13 protein-coding genes and 1 pseudogene are annotated in these 17,219 nt (G+C 38.5%); 5 read left to right on the top strand and 9 right to left on the bottom strand.

From position 1 onward, the window contains the following. Nucleotides 1-128 precede the first annotated feature (128 nt). Nucleotides 129-836, bottom strand: coding sequence for a YoaK family protein (locus A9239_RS10770; protein ID WP_052712959.1), 708 nt, complete (start codon nt 834-836; stop codon nt 129-131). A 791-nt stretch (nt 837-1,627) separates the two neighbouring features. Between A9239_RS10770 and A9239_RS10775 the strand changes: the two genes are divergently transcribed. The 3 genes from A9239_RS10775 to A9239_RS10785 all read left to right on the top strand — a co-directional run bounded on the left by A9239_RS10775 (nt 1,628) and on the right by A9239_RS10785 (nt 3,627). Next, nucleotides 1,628-2,089 (top strand): VOC family protein, encoded by a 462-nt coding sequence (locus tag A9239_RS10775; RefSeq protein ID WP_230669085.1) that lies wholly within the window; start codon nt 1,628-1,630, stop codon nt 2,087-2,089. A 444-nt stretch (nt 2,090-2,533) separates the two neighbouring features. Further along, on the top strand, nt 2,534-3,148 hold the full coding sequence (locus A9239_RS10780; protein WP_230669083.1) for a DJ-1/PfpI family protein: 615 nt from the start codon (nt 2,534-2,536) through the stop codon (nt 3,146-3,148). A gap of 29 nt (nt 3,149-3,177) precedes the next feature. Beyond that, nucleotides 3,178-3,627 carry a GNAT family N-acetyltransferase gene (locus A9239_RS10785; protein WP_048155146.1) on the top strand — a complete coding sequence of 150 codons (450 nt, stop codon included), beginning with the start codon at nt 3,178-3,180 and terminating at the stop codon, nt 3,625-3,627. Nucleotides 3,628-3,817: 190 nt separating this feature from the next. Here A9239_RS10785 and A9239_RS10790 read toward each other — a convergent pair whose 3' ends face one another. From A9239_RS10790 to A9239_RS10805, 4 genes are all read right to left on the bottom strand, one after another. Beyond that, the gene (locus A9239_RS10790; RefSeq protein WP_230669081.1) at nt 3,818-4,639 is read right to left on the bottom strand and encodes a nitroreductase family protein; all 822 of its coding nucleotides are present in this window, start codon (nt 4,637-4,639) and stop codon (nt 3,818-3,820) included. A 146-nt stretch (nt 4,640-4,785) separates the two neighbouring features. Beyond that, entirely contained in the window at nt 4,786-5,505 is a 720-nt protein-coding gene (locus tag A9239_RS10795; protein WP_048118525.1) for a carboxylesterase, read from the bottom strand. Between the two features lie 436 nt (nt 5,506-5,941). Next, nucleotides 5,942-7,006 (bottom strand): hypothetical protein, encoded by a 1,065-nt coding sequence (locus A9239_RS10800; protein ID WP_048118527.1) that lies wholly within the window; start codon nt 7,004-7,006, stop codon nt 5,942-5,944. Nucleotides 7,007-7,349: 343 nt separating this feature from the next. Next, nucleotides 7,350-7,859, bottom strand: coding sequence for a nitroreductase family protein (locus A9239_RS10805; protein WP_048118529.1), 510 nt, complete (start codon nt 7,857-7,859; stop codon nt 7,350-7,352). Between the two features lie 497 nt (nt 7,860-8,356). Here A9239_RS10805 and A9239_RS10810 point away from each other — a divergent pair, with 497 nt between their 5' ends. Further along, on the top strand, nt 8,357-9,313 hold the full coding sequence (locus A9239_RS10810; RefSeq protein ID WP_048155141.1) for a putative manganese transporter: 957 nt from the start codon (nt 8,357-8,359) through the stop codon (nt 9,311-9,313). Between the two features lie 650 nt (nt 9,314-9,963). On the opposite strand, the gene A9239_RS10815 is transcribed toward A9239_RS10810, so the two are convergent. The 3 genes and pseudogenes from A9239_RS10815 to A9239_RS18355 all read right to left on the bottom strand — a co-directional run. Then, nucleotides 9,964-11,121, bottom strand: coding sequence for an LL-diaminopimelate aminotransferase (locus A9239_RS10815; RefSeq protein ID WP_048118535.1), 1,158 nt, complete (start codon nt 11,119-11,121; stop codon nt 9,964-9,966). Nucleotides 11,122-11,264: 143 nt separating this feature from the next. Further along, nucleotides 11,265-12,125 (bottom strand): hypothetical protein, encoded by an 861-nt coding sequence (locus tag A9239_RS10820; RefSeq protein WP_052712733.1) that lies wholly within the window; start codon nt 12,123-12,125, stop codon nt 11,265-11,267. Between the two features lie 550 nt (nt 12,126-12,675). Further along, nucleotides 12,676-12,888 (bottom strand): annotated as a pseudogene (locus A9239_RS18355) (ISNCY family transposase); the annotation flags it as partial. A 722-nt stretch (nt 12,889-13,610) separates the two neighbouring features. Here A9239_RS18355 and A9239_RS10835 point away from each other — a divergent pair. Next, nucleotides 13,611-16,052, top strand: a complete 2,442-nt coding sequence (locus A9239_RS10835; RefSeq protein WP_080943684.1) for a PKD domain-containing protein — start codon at nt 13,611-13,613, stop codon at nt 16,050-16,052. A gap of 437 nt (nt 16,053-16,489) precedes the next feature. Here the strand turns inward: A9239_RS10835 and A9239_RS10840 are convergent. Beyond that, nucleotides 16,490-17,219 (bottom strand): hypothetical protein (locus A9239_RS10840; protein ID WP_218104597.1); only part of this gene is annotated, 730 nt, incomplete at its 5' end.

The following is a 17,219-nucleotide window of genomic DNA, read 5'->3' on the forward strand; positions in this document are numbered from 1 at the left end:
CTAATTGTTATTACTTAGACCGTTAATGCTCTAACTGTTACTACTTAGACTGTTACCGCTCTAATTGTTATGAATTTCCTGATTTGTTTTCAGTGGTTCACCAATCTAATGTTAACCCATTGAGTTTTTTATATTTCAATAACATCATCCATACTCTTACATTCGTTATTGAACAAAATTATAGAACATATCAGCACGACAACAGCTACCCATACGGCTTTAACTCCAATAACTGATGTAAGCAACCCTCCCAAAATAGCTCCTGCTAGAAACGAAAGGTTAATTGCAGAGTATCGAATGGTTCTGCGAGCCGATTCCTCATCTTTTTTTGTGAAAGCAATATAAGCTTCTTGTGTAGCTGAACGTAAATTTCCCGTAACCATTGTTGTGCTATATGTAGAACCAACGAGTTTGCGAAATGAAGATATCTGAACTGAAGAGACAAATGAAACAGCAACCGTTACAATGATATTCGGGCTTGTATACGGTATAAAGCCTACAATAAAAAGTACTACAGTTTCAAGAATTAAAACTGCTCTTTCAAAATCCGCTATAAACATGCGCATTGAAAGCTTTTTAATCATCTCGGCAACTACCACTCCGACCATAAATGCCAGAATAGGAACCGCATGAAGCACTACCTGCCCCCATTCTCCTGTTGCAGCTTCTATGCCCATAAGCACGACATTTCCGGTCTGGGCATTGGCGAAAACTCCACCTCTTCCAACGAATGTGTAAGCATCAAGAAATCCCCCTACAATTGCAAGAAGTATGCCAAGTTCTACTGATTCTGAAGTTAATTTATTAAAAAATACTTTATTTTCATTTCTTATCATTTTTATTCTTATCATTCATAATGCCATAAATCAGATTTAATGTAATAAGCTTTAATTGCAACAAGCCTGCTACCTTATTATATTTATATTTATTTATTATTCAGGAGAGAATCCAACAACATCGTTCGTGGGTTTCCTTTTATGTTTTCAAGATATTTCCAAAACTATTTCGTCGATAAGATGAAATAGTAATCTTTCCGGGTGGTATCAAAACCATTTTGATTTCTACAATTGGATAATTCCTGCCTCAATATTTATCTCATTAAATGTGTTTGTACATTGTATGCGAAAGTAGAGCTGAAGTATGCGAAAATAGAGCTGGATCGGCTTTACGAAAATCTGCAAAATGACATTGGAGATATGGAACTTTTCACTGAATATGTTGCACAATTTTTAGCTAAAAAGAAGGATTAACATTTCTCTTTAATTCTTTGCCCAAAAGCTGCTCAAAAGCCAGAATCTTAACCAGTCTGGTAGAAAAGTTAAGTGTTAGAGCCTATCCCAAAAGCCATTTCGTTCTTAATCATCAAGAATTTTCAGGACTGTTTTCATGATCAGAAACTTGATTGATTGTTCGGAATACAGGATTCAGAGAAGCAATTTTGAGTTTTGGGATCAGCTCTTAGAATAAAGGAAAGAGCGACAAAGCGAAAAAGCCAGTCTGAATCTTCTAATTACCTAAGAATCTCCTGAGTATCTCCTAAGAATTTTCTGAGAATCCCCTAATAGTTTCCTGAGTATCCTCTAATAGTTTCCTGACTTATATATGTCGTTCTGGATCAGAAAACTAAGTGTTTAAAATAAAACCTAAATTAATATATGAATATCGTCCAAATTATCTAATAAGACAGGGGGTAATTCTCACGCCAAGAGTAATTCATTTTGAGATATACGCAGGAAACATTGCAAGAGCTAAGAAATTCTATCAAGATGTGTTTGGCTGGAAAATAGAGAGATCGGAAGGTTCGATGGAATACTGGAATATAACCACCGGCAAGGAAGACGAGACCGGAATCGATGGTGGCCTGATGAAAAGGCAGGGAATGGAACCAAAGGCAGATACGCCGATAAGTACCTATATCTGCACAATAGGCGTCCAGGATATCGATGAATACCTTATCAGAATACAAAAGCATGGTGGAAAAATTACTATGGAAAAAAAGCCCATTAGTGGAGTAGGCTGGTACGCATACTGCCTCGATACCGAGAGAAACATATTCGGGATAATGCAGCAGGATCCGCGTGTTCGATAAGCTCTTTTTTATCAAATTTTTCATACTGGCCCTATTAGATCCAGACTTTCCTGCTCCTTATTCATAAAAAAAGTAAAATTGGTATTGCAGGGTAGGATAACAAAACAAACTTTTGAATGAAATTAGTTTAATAGAAATTCAGGAGCGTAATAAGCAACAGAACCCCATAATAACAGGCCAGTACACCAAAACGATAGCAAGAAAATTATTCATTTTAAGATGACATCTGCGGAAAGACAGTTGTAATTGTTTCCACTAACATAAAATACTTTTTGGGATTATAATGAAATACTTATTGGACTCTTCTTAGGAATCAAGTTATGGAATCAATTGCTGACAGCTAAATACGATATCTTCAAAAAAGTATGAAAATCTATTTTTAGTTATGCCATAGAAAATTATTTACAAAACATCCCCAACCTTTCTAACATGAATTTCGGATTTTTGATTTTCCCAGGGCTGGAAGAACTGGACCTTGTTGGCCCCTGGGAAATAATATCACTCTGGAGCAAATTTGCCCAGGGACCTGAGAAATGCTTCATGGTTGCCGAAAATCCCGCTCCCGTGATCTGTAGCAAAGGAATGTCCATAAATCCTCATGTCACCTTTGCAGATTGCCCTCCACTTGATTTTCTCCTTGTGCCGGGCGGGGAAGGTACACAGAGAGAAGTTGATAACCCATCCCTAATTAAATTCGTTGCCGAGCAAGCCAGACATTGCAAAGCTGTACTATCGGTCTGTACCGGCACATTCATCCTTCACCGTGCTGGCCTACTCTCAAACAGGCGAGCTACTACCCACTGGGCTTCACTCCAGAAACTACGAGACCTGGGTGACGTGGAGGTAGTGGAGGATCGAATTGTTAGAGACGGAAACATCTGGACCTCGGCAGGCATTTCTGCTGGCATTGATCTTGCATTTGCATTTATAGAATATATGACAGACGAAAAAACGGCAGGAAAAATTCAGCTCGGTGCCGAGTACTACCCGTCAGGCAGATCTTATGGTATGATGCATAAAATTCCGCAGGCTCCTGAGTATTTAAGGAAAAGGGACTAAGGAAAAGGAACTGAGGAAAAGGACTGACTATGAATGAAATTATTCGCTATATTCAAAAACATGAATTGAGAGAACTGCTGGATCTCTATAAGTACCTGAACAAGGACGATCCAGATCTTGTAGAGGATGCTGAGCTCAAAAAGCTATGGCAGGAAATATTGGAAGATCCGAGTCAGCACTACCTTGTGGTTGAAGTAGATGGAAAACTGGTATCCACCTGCGTAATGATTATTATCAAGAACCTGACAAGGAGCGCAAGTCCTTATGCCATTATCGAGAGTGTTGTGACGCATCCAGATTATAGAAAAAGGGGAATTGGAACAAGACTTTTAAAAAAGGCACAGGAAATAGCCAGAGAAAAAGGCTGTTATAAAATTATGCTCCTTACAGGAAGAAAAGAAGCTATACCGTTTTATGAAAATGCTGGATTTGAGTGTAAATCTAAGACCGGATTTATTATCAGGTTTGATGGACGCTAATAAAGCAGGTGTTTAATTTCCGGCATTTCTGGACTCAGGTCCATGCCTGTATATGGAAAGAGTTAGTCGAGCCAGGTTTTGGCCCGAGCTGTGATCCCTGCAAAATAGTGGTGCTGCCGTTCATTCAAGGGCTTCCCAGGAGAACGGCAATTCTTATCATAGTGGTTTGTCGCTTTTCAAAACTTCAACCTTACTTCCACATAACCTCAAGAGGCTTCCTGCGTGGGATTCCATAAACCTTGTACTCCGGATTGCCAAACATCATTGCGTAGGCACATTTCCTTCCTTCTGGAAAGCCCAGTTCCTTCTGGAGAGGTGCATAGGACATGGCAGCAGCCGCAACGAATCCTGCCCAGCATGTCCCGATCCCGAATGCCGGTGCAGCGATATCGAAATGGGTGAGGGCGATGATGGCATCAGTAGGCGCAATAGGGTTGTCCTCTGGGATGTGGGCGAAAAGCAGGTGTGGAGCGCCCCGACAGATGACATCAATTCCCTGTTCCCATGCAGAAATAAGCATCGGCACAAACCCGCTCATAGGGTGGTCGGTGTTCAGCAGGTTTTTCATCCATTCGATAGTTAGCCCGGCAATCTTCTTTACTTCTTCAGGATCATGGATTATCAGCCACTGCACCGGCTGACCGTTACCTCCAGATGCTGCATAACGGGCAATATCGAGGACTTCAAGGATTTTCTCCTTTGGTACGGGTTCCCTGGTAAAATGCCGGATAGACCTGCGTTTTTTGAGATAGAAAGCTATATCCTCCTGAGAGATATTGCCAGCACCGGCAGGCAGGGAAACTTTTTCATCAGGTAGGAAATTCAGGGTGAGTGCCTGAGATGGGCAAAATGCCTCGCAGTGCCCGCAATAGAGACAGTGGGAAACGTTTTCTTCCTGCACCTGAGGAAAATTTGACTTATCATCCAGAGCAATAATACCTGAGGAGCACATCTTTACACAAAGGCCGCATCCTGTGCAGCGATCCTGATCAATGATAAGGTGAGACATCATATCAAATCCTCTGGACAGATATATTGATCATCAGCATTTATTACTTTTCGTTATTTCTCAATCTGTGAAACCTGAATTATTCGATCACCACGTGAGTAAAATAATAAATACTGCATACTTCTCTGTTTGCAGTATAACATCAAGTTTTACAGCAGATTTTCATCTGCCCATCTATCAAAAACCTTTAATTGCTCTTCCGTATGGAAGTAATGTTCTCCATGTTCCAGGACTTTAACTGTTGATTGATACCTCTCTGCAAATGCTGAGATCTCATCCCATTCAGAGAGATTATCGTCAGAACCATACAAAATGGCAGTAGGTACTTTCCATTCAAAACAAATTGGGTTTTCTTTCACGTAGCAATAATAGTTCCATTCCAGTGTTTGTCCAATCGGCAATCGGATTTCATGCTCTGCTTTTAGTCTTTCTTCACTTACCTGGAAACCTTCCATCATATTGTGTATGATGCGTTCCATATTGACGACGGGCGAGAGAAAAAAACTTTGCTTTATGTTAATGTCATGATAGGCAAGCAGACTGAAATAAGCTCCCATGCTGCACGCAAACAAATAAATGTCAGGTGCAAGTGACTTTGCATATTCATAAACAGCGGCCAAATCACTTACGCAATTTTTGGGAATACAGGCATATTCCTCATCTACACGTTCACCATGCATAGGCAGGTCAAAGCTTAACGCCTGGTAACCTTTTTCAACGGCTTTTTGTGCCATCATGGAAATTACGGTGTCCTCTTTATTAGAAAGATTGCCATGAACTTCAATCAACAGCTTTTCACTCTGCTTTCCCCACAGAACGGCAGGAATACGAATTTTATTATTTGAAATATAAAAATGTCTTTTCTCCATTCTATCACTTATCTATAAGCAAAAAATAAATTTTATTCGCCTTCATTAGACTCAGTTTCAAAATTTAGTGATAAAAATCCAGTATAACATCACTACAGAAATTTATAGTTATATAATTATTTGATGTTGTGATGGATATAACGGAAGCTATAAATTTCACTCATAATTTCACTCATAATATCTTTTTGGAGCTCTCCGCTCTTTTAGACGTTCTTGGCCGTTAATTAAGGATATTCGTTCCCACTTTCCAGTTCACAAGTTCCGTCAACAACGGATTTAATATGGTAATCAAACAGGATATCGCTGTCTTTGTCTGAATTCTCCAAATTTCCCTGTTTTCTCCAAATTTTCTGGTTTTATCAGGTTTTTTGAAAATCTGTCTGAAGCTACCTGAATGAAAAAAATTGAAATTTTCCCTCTTAGAAAATTCACCCGCTTAACCAGTTGGTCTGGCGCGAGTTGCAAGCCAGACTACTATTGCTCCTAACCCAATAATGAGGGCAATAAAACGTATAAGCCCTCCCAGGAAAGGAATTTCGTATACAATTGCAAACAGGACTGCCCCGACAAGATAGTACATTAGTTTTCCCGCTTCCTTTTTTAATATTTTATTATAGATTATCTCGCCTGCAAGCAGTTTCACAGGCACTGTCGCGATAAGAAGTGCAAGTATCAGAAGCAGGATAATAAGAATCGAAAGACTCCATCCAAAGAAAGTAATAAGCAAGATTATTGAGAGCACTGGAAGGAAAATTAGAGTCAGAAAACCCAGTAATCCTGCCTTAAGAGGTGAATCTTTTACGAGTTCCGCAACCCCACCTACGAACCCCGGGAAAAGATAGATCAGAACCAGGCCCAGAGCCAGAGACGCGAGCAGTCTCAGGATGAAGAAGAAAATGCTAAACCCTTCAAAAACACCTTCATGCTGTTCTTCTTTTGCATTTACCTGCGTAATATTCAGGTTTCCGCCAACTTTATCGTTCAGATTGGGTGGATAATTATTGGCTTGGAGTGCAAGGTTTCCTTTAAGCTCGAAGTCATCTCCGGTTTTGAGAGTACCTGTCGAGATATCTCCATTTCCGTCAACTATTCCGTTGAGTGTTACTTCCCCTCCGCCAAGCAGAATATCACCTTTAACCACGCTGTCTCGAGAAAGAACAATCTGGCCGCCTATCGCTGCCACATCTCCACCTACATTTCCATTTACCCTTATGGAGCCTCCGGCCGCGATAATGTTTCCTGAAATGTTTCCATTAACAATTATCTCCCCGCCGGCACCCAGGAAATTACCTCCTGTGTTTCCATTTACTTCAATTTGGGACCCAGCAAGCACCAGGTCTCCCTGAATGTCCTGGTCGATCTGAAGAACTTCACCAGCTCCAAAAGCATTTCCTGAACTCGTATATTTAAGAAAATTTTCATTGGCAGCTCCTGCTGAGTAAGGCAGTGCAGCAAAAATAATTATAAGTAAAATAAGACTTAATGTCAGCTTCTTTTCCATAAACCAGCCCTCTGTGCACTATTGCTCAATTTTGCATTTAATTTAGATTACTGCTTACTTTTAATTTAATTTACATTACTGCCTGAGTTTGCACTTAATTTACATCACTGCTTGAGTTTACACTTAGTTGCTCTTTAATTGGACAACATTTCCAAAAGAATATCTGAGACAAATATTAAAAAGTTTAACTATAAATAATAAAAAGTAAAGGAAAGCTTCAGTGAAAATAATAACAGTATAAATCATACTTCTCAGTAACACACCTTCCTCCGGGAACTTATGTAGAAGGCTGCCTGATTGAAATAAGGCATTATTCTGGACTCGGACTCGGGTTCGAGAAATTTTACCAGGAATTACTATGGATTCTGGAAGTATCATACCTCATCCTGCCTGATTTTTCCTCTGCCGGATAACCCATAGCAATAATCGAAAACGGAGCTACATGCGCCGGAATATTTAACAAATTCCTTAGTTCCTGAATCATCGTTTCAACAGGATAAACCCCAATCCAGACAGCACCAAGCCCTAAATCGTGGGCGGCAAGCAGCATATTTTGACTTGCAGCCGAACAGTCTTGAATCCAGAAATCGTTAAATTTTGGAGCGTGCTGATCCACGCAGACAAGCACTGCAGCTGGAGTACCCTTAAGCATCTTTGCATATGGATGTACCTCTGAGATTTTCTCAAGCAGGTCATGTTGATCAATTGCAATGAAATGCCAGGGCTGTTCATCTCCTGCGGATGGTGCATTCATTCCGGCTTTTAAAACATTCTCAATCACATCCCGTTTTACCGGGTCTGGCAAATACTTTCGGATACTTCTTCGGGTTAAAATTGCGTCCATTGTTTCCATAAAATTCCCCCAATCGATAATGTTTTTTTATAGCGGATAAACCTTATTGTTACAGAGCTTTATTTTCACATAAATTGCATACATTTATAAAATTGTAATTATATATTAAAGAGTGACTCAAGAACATTGCATTAGAAAGAGTTTCTCTTAACCAGCTTAGTTGCCGCATAAAGATAATATCAAACACGGAAGTTCAACAAAAATTATACTTTATTCGGTTTAGATACTGGGTTTAGATACTAGATTTAGATATGGGGTTTAGATACTAGATTTAGATATGGGGTTTAGATACTAGATTTAGATATGGGGTTTAGATACTGGATATTGTATTGAGGAATCGATGAAGCAACTTCCAGACCAGGAGTCACTAAGAGAATAAGTTATTGGCAAAATCGATGACGTGTGAAAGGTTACTGAGGTTTACTTCCCAAATTTGGTGGAGTGAAGACCCAGGAAGCCCAAAAAATGGTAAACTAAATCGAAGTAGAGGCCATTAGATGGAAGTAGCTTATTTGTTCGATATTTTCTTAGACGCTTTAACAGATAGCGCAAAAATGATTCCATTACTTTTTGTTATTTTTGTTGGAATTGAATTAGTTGAATATAAATATTCAAACAATATCAGAGAAACGGTACAAAAAGCTGGAGTACTTGGTCCTGCTATAGGAGCAGTGACAGGTAGTTTTCCTCAGTGCGGCATATCCGTTGTCGCTTCGGCTCTATACACGCAAAGGTTAATCACTATTGGTACTTTACTTGCTGTTTATTTGTCCACTTCAGACGAGGCAATTCCGGTAATTCTATCTCAACCGGGAAATGCTAAAATTGTTGTGCCTTTGATGATAACAAAAATTATTATCGCTCTAATCGGTGGATATGCTGTTGATTTCGCTTTTAAGGAATCAAACAAAAAGACCTTAGCCCACATTAAGGCATATGCAGAAGGTCACAATAACGAATATCATAACCATGAAACAATCATGAACGAAAAAGCTTGTTGCGATCACAGCACAAGTCCTTCATCAACAGAATTTAATCCAAAAGAGATTATCTTTCATCCTGTAATCCATACCGTCAAGATTTTTATATTTATTTTTGGTGTTTCGTTTGCAATAAGTTTTGCTATTGCTCAAATGGGTGAAGAAACTTTTGAAAAAATGTTTTTAATGCATAGTGTTTTCCAACCGTTTTTAGTAGCGTTATTTGGACTCATTCCAAATTGTGCTGCTTCTGTCGCAATAACGATGTTGTATCTCAAAGGTGTTATCGCTTATGGCTCAGTGATTGCCGGGCTCTGCGCCAGCGGCGGTGTAGGATTATTAGTCCTGCTTAAAGAGGAAAAAGACAAAAAAAATATGTTTGTTGTATTGCTTCTACTGTTTGGTATAAGTGCCGCAGCGGGATATATCATTCAGTACTTTATACCTTTCATTATGGTGTACTTTTTACGGTAAGGCATTTCCTGGCAAAGAGTAAGTCATGCAACCCTTATTTTTTACTCACTACTCGCTGTATTATGTTGAGATCTATTTTTTGACGCGGTAGTTAACTTATTTATCTGTAAATAATATACAGTCCCAAGTACTGTTATGGTTACGATAAATGTGGGAGTTAACCTTTACTGAGCTAGGGTTCCATACGTAAAAAGGTATACATGACAAATAATGATATATATTCATCCGCTGCTCCCAACTTAGTAAAAGAAAATAAAGTACAGCATTGTTTCAATAAAGTTCTCAGGTGTTTTAAAACATCAATCGAATAAAGATGGAACATCAGAAAATAAGACCTGTAAGAATAAAGCTCCTATCAGGACTTTCAAAAAAGGATACACCTAGATAAAAACGGAAAATTTTTCTGGCCTGGGATCCAAGGCGCCTGACCAGATTATTTTTACACATCCGAATATTTTCTTTGAATATTTTAAATCCGAATATTTTCTTTGAATATTTTAAATCCGAATATTTTCTTTGAATATTTTAAATCCGAATATTTTCTTCGAATATTTAAAATCCAAATATTATATCGAATGTTTTGAGACGTTCAAAGCTTTTCCAAAACTTATAGTTTCTCTAAAGCTCAGAACTTTTCTAAATCCAGTCAGTTAGAATTTCAGTTTCTTCATTCTCTCGACAGCTTCTATAATCCTCTCAACGGGCTTTGTGAGGGCAAACCTGACATAACCTTCACCGGCTTCTCCAAACCCGACACCAGGGGTTGCAATGATTCCGGCTTCTTCAAGCAGGAGTTTTGCAAAACTCATTGAGGTAAAACCTTCAGGTACCGGAGCCCAGATATAAAAAGTAGCTTTTGGCGGCTTTACTTTAAGGCCTATGGCTTTGAGCCCTTCTGTCAGAGCATCCCGTCTCTCCTGATATATTTTATTTGTTTCTTCGACACAGGCCTGGGATGAACAGAGGGCTGCAATGCCCGCGATCTGGATAGCATCAAAGACGCCTGAATCCACATTGGATTTGACCTTGCCGAGCCCCTTTATAAGGTCTTTATTTCCGACCGCAAACCCAAGCCTCCAGCCTGTCATGTTGTAGGTCTTGGAATGAGAATAGAGTTCCATGCCAATATCCATTGCCCCGTCGGCAGCAAGGAAAGAAGGAGACTCATACCCATCGTATGTCATCTGGCAATAGGCATTGTCATGCACTGCAATGATGTCATTCTGTTTGCAGAACTCAACGACCTTTTCAAAAAACTGCATGTCCGCAGTTGCAGCGGTGGGGTTGTTCGGGTAATTGAAGAAGAATAACTTTGCCTTTTTCAGGATATCCTCAGGAATTGAGTCCAGGTCAGGCAGAAAATTATTTTCGGCAGTCAGCGGCAGAGGATACGGTTCTCCACCCGCAAACATTGTTCCTATTTTGTAAACCGGATACCCGGGATCAGTATAGAGCACGACATCTCCAGGATTGACAAAAGCAAGCGGAATGTGTGCAACCGCTTCCTTTGACCCTAGCAGGGCAAGGACTTCAGTTGCAGGGTCAAGCTCAATCCCCTTGTATTTCTTACACCAGTCCGCCGCCGCTTTCCTGAATTCCGGCATTCCGGCATAAGATGGATAATCATGCGTTTTTGGGTCGCAGACAGCTTCTCGCATAGCCTCTACAATGTGCGGGTGCGTCGGCAGGTCAGGGTCCCCTACGCCAAGGTCGATAACATCGACTCCCCTGGCAATCAGTTCGTCCCTCGCTTCGTCTATAGTAGCAAAAAGATATGGGGGTAGTGCATTGATTCGATCAGAGTACATTGATAACGTCACCTGAAGATGATTAGCATGCGTAAGTTTTCATAGTTACGGTATTTGGAATATTAAAAGGTATGGGATAGAAAGAAATTAAAATTGAAAATTGAAAATTTAACTTTAGTATATGTATGGTTAACAGAAGTAAATTAAGATATATCCAAAGAGTCGTTGCTTTTTAGGAGTAACTCATCTGATTTTTTTACGTGAATTTTAATTTTGATTCCAACTGGGCCAGAATCTACAAACTCAACGTTCTTATCATTAACTTGGATTTCCAAAATTTGAGTTTTTATATATCGATCTGCTCTTTTTATTATTAACTCGTCATTAGTTTTCATCTTAGGAGACAGATCTAAAAGAATAATTTTTCCATTATGCAATATCTTCACTGGTTCGCCTAATGAAACACAGGTTTGAGGTGAAAATTCAATCAATCCATATTTTAATAAAGCTTTTCGCGCTTCTTCTTTTGATATGCAGCCATCTTTTATGGAATAGTATAAATTAAATAATTGCCATGTTGTCAATAAACCTCTTTCATCATTTTCAGCATCTTGTATCTGTTCTATTTTAAATGGAGGATTTTTCCATAATAATGGAGGCTGATATCTCTGATGATTGACAATGTATAAGCCAAAAACGTCGAAATTTCTTCTCTCCTTTCTTCTTCTGTTTTTTATTTTTTCAATTTGGCTACACTGTTCGTCTGTTGATGTGCCCCCAATACCTTTGATTTCTATAAATAGCAATCCATCTTCAGTCTCCACTTGTAAATCTTCTTCCAATAATCCTTCACTTGCTTCATCCATGATTCTTATTTTCTCAAAGCCTAACCATTCAAGAAAAGACTTTACGGATTTTACAAGTTCATCCCCACTTTCTGTTAATAAACGATGTAGGCATTCATACTTTTTGTAGTTAGATTCAATTTCTTTTTCTTTTCGTTCAATTTCTGTATCGAATCTTTTAATTAGAGATTCTTTTTCTTCAAGCAAATGTTCTGACATTCGGTAACATATACGCTTCTTGTTCAAGCCATTTAAACTTTGAATTAAATGAAAATAGATCTGGCCATAAAGTGGGTAATTGATTTGTTAGTAACTCTTCTAAGAATACACTTTTATCCATAATTTGGGGGAATACAAAAAGCCTGCAATTGTCAAAAAATCTAAGAAAAGAAACAATTTCACCATGAGAGTTTTTAATCAAAGGCAGGAATACTTCAGTCTCTTTATTAATTAATCAAAGGCAGGAATACTTCAGTCTCTTTATTAATATCTGGATTACTAAAAACAATATGATAAGTGGCTCCCTCAGAATATTTGCTCAAAAAATCATGTAGATTCAGTAGATCTAATTCTTTTTTTATGAGCTGATCCCAAAACTCAAAATTGCTTCTCTGAATCCTGTATTCCGAACAATCAATCAAGTTTCTGATCATGAAAACAATCCTGAAAATTCTTGATGATTAAGAACGAAATGACTTTTGGGATAGGCTCTATAACTAATTCTCTACCAAATTAATTATTTGGATAGGATATTTCAGAACAAAAACTATCGACCAATGTTGATTTCTCCAGGACCTTCTTTAGTATGGGGATTATAGCCATTATGAACCATTAGAGTACTACAAATGAAACAGACTGGAGGAATTTTTCTACGAAGAAGTCCTCGTGTAGTATATTCATAATCGTTTCCAAAACAACCAAAAACGTCTAAGAGAGAAGGGAGCTCCGAAAAGTTATTAAGAGTAAGGTTTATAGTTACCATTGTTTTTGCCGTAACATCATTACATAATTATAGAATTATAATTTTGTGTAGTGATGTTACACTTACTTTTATCACTAGATTTTGGAACTGAGTCGAAAATACAATAAAAATACTAAAAATGAAAATAATGCTGAAAAGGTAAGAAAATCGGAATGTCAAAGAGCCAGATAAGATAAATTCTAAATCTCAATTGCAGTTCAGGTTTTTGTGCAGTTACTCTTATTCTGATTTACATTCTTATTTTACGTTGTTATAAAATCAATTATTAGTAGCCGCCCTATTTAGAAAGGATATACTATAATAATCTTCAGTAATAAACGAATTCTTTTTTTAATTAAAGACTTTAAACGCTTTCTTTTTATTATCTCTTTTCATTGTCTCAGAACTCTAAATTTAAACTGCTGGATATACAGTAAAAGCCAGAGTAACTACATTTGTACTACATTTTAAGGCAAAAGTTGCTGACACGTTTTTTAAAAAAGCCAGTTCCATAAAGGAAAAGCTAGATATCTGGGGAAGAGGATACTGGATAAATCCTACTAAATAATTATAAATGCAAAGTCAATGTATCCAATTTCACGTACATAAATGAGTACTGGTACCAGGTTTACATTCAAATTGAGTTATGTTTTTAAAAATTCAGTTGAGTCGTTGTGTTACTCTAATAATAATAAAATGCAGATAGTACAACTAAGTTAGTAAAGTACGGGCACTGAGCAAAAATGAAGATAAATAAACATCAATTAATGGCCATACTCCTTGTAGCTATCTTAATAGCATTCATACCCCTTGCATCAGCAGCTCCTGCAGGAACGTCTGAATCTACAGTAGTAGCAGCCGCAAAAAGCTGGATTGGAGTTAAATCAGTACATGGCGGCAATAGCCGATCGGGAATTGATTGTTCTCACTTAGTGTATCAAGTATACAAGCAAGCTGGAGCCAAAGATATAGTGTTCCAAACTGTACCTAACATGAAAAAAAATGCATATTATGTTACTACAGCTTCTCCGACGCCTGGTGATGTAATTTTTTGGAAAAAAGACATTACTAAAAATAACAGAAATTACTGGCTTACCAGTCATGTTGGAATATACATAGGAGGCGGGCAATTTATAGACACATCTTTTGATACAAAAACGGTTACGACAGAAAGTGTTAGTGGTGTGTATAAAGAAGGATTGCCGTATTATGCAAAATGGAACCCTGGTGGAAGCGATGATACAGGGACCGATGACACAGATAATGATGAAACTCCCGAGAATAACGATGTAAACCCGCCGGTTGCTGCATTCTCTATGTCCCCTACCTCCGGAAAAGCTCCATTGAACGTAGTATTTACTGACAAAAGTACAGATGCAACTTCCTGGTCCTGGAGTTTCGGAGACGGGAGTACTTCAGCAGAGAAAAACCCAAAGCATACATACTCTGAAGCTGGAAACTATAACGTTGTCCTGACTGTAAAAAATGAAAAGAGCTCAAGCTCAAAGACTCAAAAAGTAATTGTTCAGAGCGAACCAGCTGCAGAAAAAATCATTCCTGTAGCAAACTTTAATGCAGACACTATCAGTGGCTCTGCTCCACTTTCTGTGCAATTTACAGATCGATCGCAGAATGCAAACGAATGGAATTGGAACTTTGGAGACGGAGAAACCTCAACAGAGCAGAATCCAGCGCATACCTATGTTTCAGCTGGAACTTATAAAGTTGTCCTGACAGCAAATAATGAAAATGGATCGAGTTCTAAGTCTCTAAGTATAAATGTAGAGAAAGAACCGGAACAAGAAAAAATCATTCCTGTAGCTAACTTTGATGCAGATACTACGAGTGGCTCTGCTCCTCTTTACGTTCAATTTACAGATCTGTCACAAAATGCAAATGAATGGAACTGGAATTTTGGAGATGGAGCTACCTCAACAGAGCAGAACCCAGCTTATACCTATGGTTCAGCCGGAAGCTATACTGCTGTCTTGACCGTAAATAATGAAAATGGTTCGAGCTCAAAATCTCTAAGTATAACTGTAGAGGAAGAACCGGGTCAAGAAGAAATCCTTCCTGTAGCGGACTTTGATGCAGATATTACGAGCGGCTATGCACCTCTCTCTGTGCAATTCACAGATCTGTCGCAAAATGCAAATGAATGGTACTGGAACTTTGGAGACGGAGAAACCTCAACCGAACAAAATCCAATGCACACTTATTCCTCTCCCGGAAACTATGAAGTCAACCTGACAGTAGTTAATGAAAACAAAACAGCCTCAACAATCAGTACAATAAACGTACTGGAAGAAAGCAGTTCCAGCGATAGTAACAGTGACACTATTAGCGAAAGTGATAGCAACAGCGAAAGCAATAGTAATAGCGAAAGCGACAGTAATAGCGAAAGCGACAGTAACAGTGGTAGCAGTAGTGGAGGACACAGCCACAAGAGCGGAGGTAGCAGTGGTGGCATTGGTGGGTCCCCTGAACCCGCGAATAACGTCCAGGTAAAAGAGACTTTACAGAACTTTATTTCCAGTGGAAATGATGTGAATTTTAATTTTACAAATAATGCAACCTGTGTTGAATCGATAACATTCAGATCAACAAAAACCGTAGGAAAGACCACTACAATAGTAGAGGAACTGAAAAATAAGTCAAGTCTGGTTTCCGAGCTTCCTGAAGGTATCGTCTACAAATCATTCAATATATGGGTTGGAAACGGTGGTTATGGCACCTCAAAGAATGTTGAGAGTCCAACTGTCAATTTTAAAGTTAATACCTCATGGGTAGACGAGAACAACATAAACAAGTCCTCGATTATACTTGATTGGTACGATGACGAGAAAAAAGAGTGGATGGAACTGCCAGTAAGTCTAACAGGTGAAGATGATCAGTTCTTGCATTTCACAGCAAACGTACCTGGCTACTCTTCCTTCGCAATAACAGGTACAAAAGACGAAGGCAACACAATAGCTGCAGAACCTGCTCAAGTAGCCACAAATAATACTACGGGCAGTAACGCAGGCAGTAGTACAGGCATTAATGAAGGCAGTAACGCAAGCAGTAATGCAAATACTATTGAAAATAAGGTAGCTGAAGAAAGTACAAAGTCTCCGGGATTTAGTATAGTCAGTGGCATTGTATGTTTATTCTGTATTTTCCTGTATAGAAGTAAGAATAGATAAAACAAAGTAAATTGGTAGCATAGTGAGGGTTATTAATCTAATCTGACAAACAAGTATATCTGTCTTTTAGGGTCAGATTGGAATAAATTACCCTCCTGATTACTATTTTTAGATTCTCATATTTCCTGAGTTTTATTTTTCGGAGTACTATTTCCCGAGTATTATTTTCAGAATAGTACTTTTTCCGTATCATATCCAGCTTTTCGAAGATATTACCTACGTTCCGCAGTATTTTTTGAAAATTTTGGTCTCTGAATACACCATATAGTTGCTTTTACCTTCTGCATAAAAGTTCAGTAGATCCGTGCTAGATTGAAAATCGATAGCAGGAAAAATTATAAAATCTGAGATTTTACTGCGGAAAGTGGGTTGTTTTGTCAGGCTGAATAGTTATCTTTCGTGATTAAATACAATGGATTTTGGGATAAGCTCAAAGATTAGTAAATTATCCTCCCTTGATTCCATTTTACTCTAGAAGTTCTAGTAATATCAGCAAATCCAAAATTAGCTGAAGACGCAGAACCAATACAACTCGCGTTTGTATGGACTTCGAGAGCGAAGCAATATAATAAAATATTACCGTCCATATAATTTGAAAAACTTCCACTCGCATCAGAAGGGTCGTCAATTGCAGACGTTATGCCAGTTAAGCTAACTACATCTTGATCTTCACCAGCCTTAACCCATTGGTATTCTAGTGGTCCCACTTCTACTAATTCCCACAGAACAAAGTCTATAGTACAATCGTCAGGAAACACGCAACCTCCAATCCAATCAAAATCAACGCCTACATTTGCATTACCTGATGGAGGTTGTTGGGTTGAAGTATAACTGAACATATATCCATCTGCATAATATGAACCAGCACCCTCGACCCGAGCTGCAACCCTCACATACTGGTCGGGATCAGATGTAGTTGCTTCATGTTTTATAGCTTCAGCATAGCCTACTCCCCATCCGTCACTATATACTCGCATTTCCCCTACGTAGGGGTAGTAATAAATAGTATTTGAAAGACCTATAGGGTTTAATAAACTATTAGTTAATGAAGCTGTACAATTTGGGAGCGGTGGCCTTTCATTGCGTAGCAGAATTTCGTGTTCTCTTTCAACAATCTGTTTTTTCAATTTAACTTGGTTATATCGTGGATCATCTATAAGAGAAGCT

This window comes from Methanosarcina sp. A14 (assembly GCF_001729375.1).
In the GTDB taxonomy this organism is placed as follows: Archaea; Halobacteriota; Methanosarcinia; order Methanosarcinales; family Methanosarcinaceae; genus Methanosarcina; species Methanosarcina barkeri.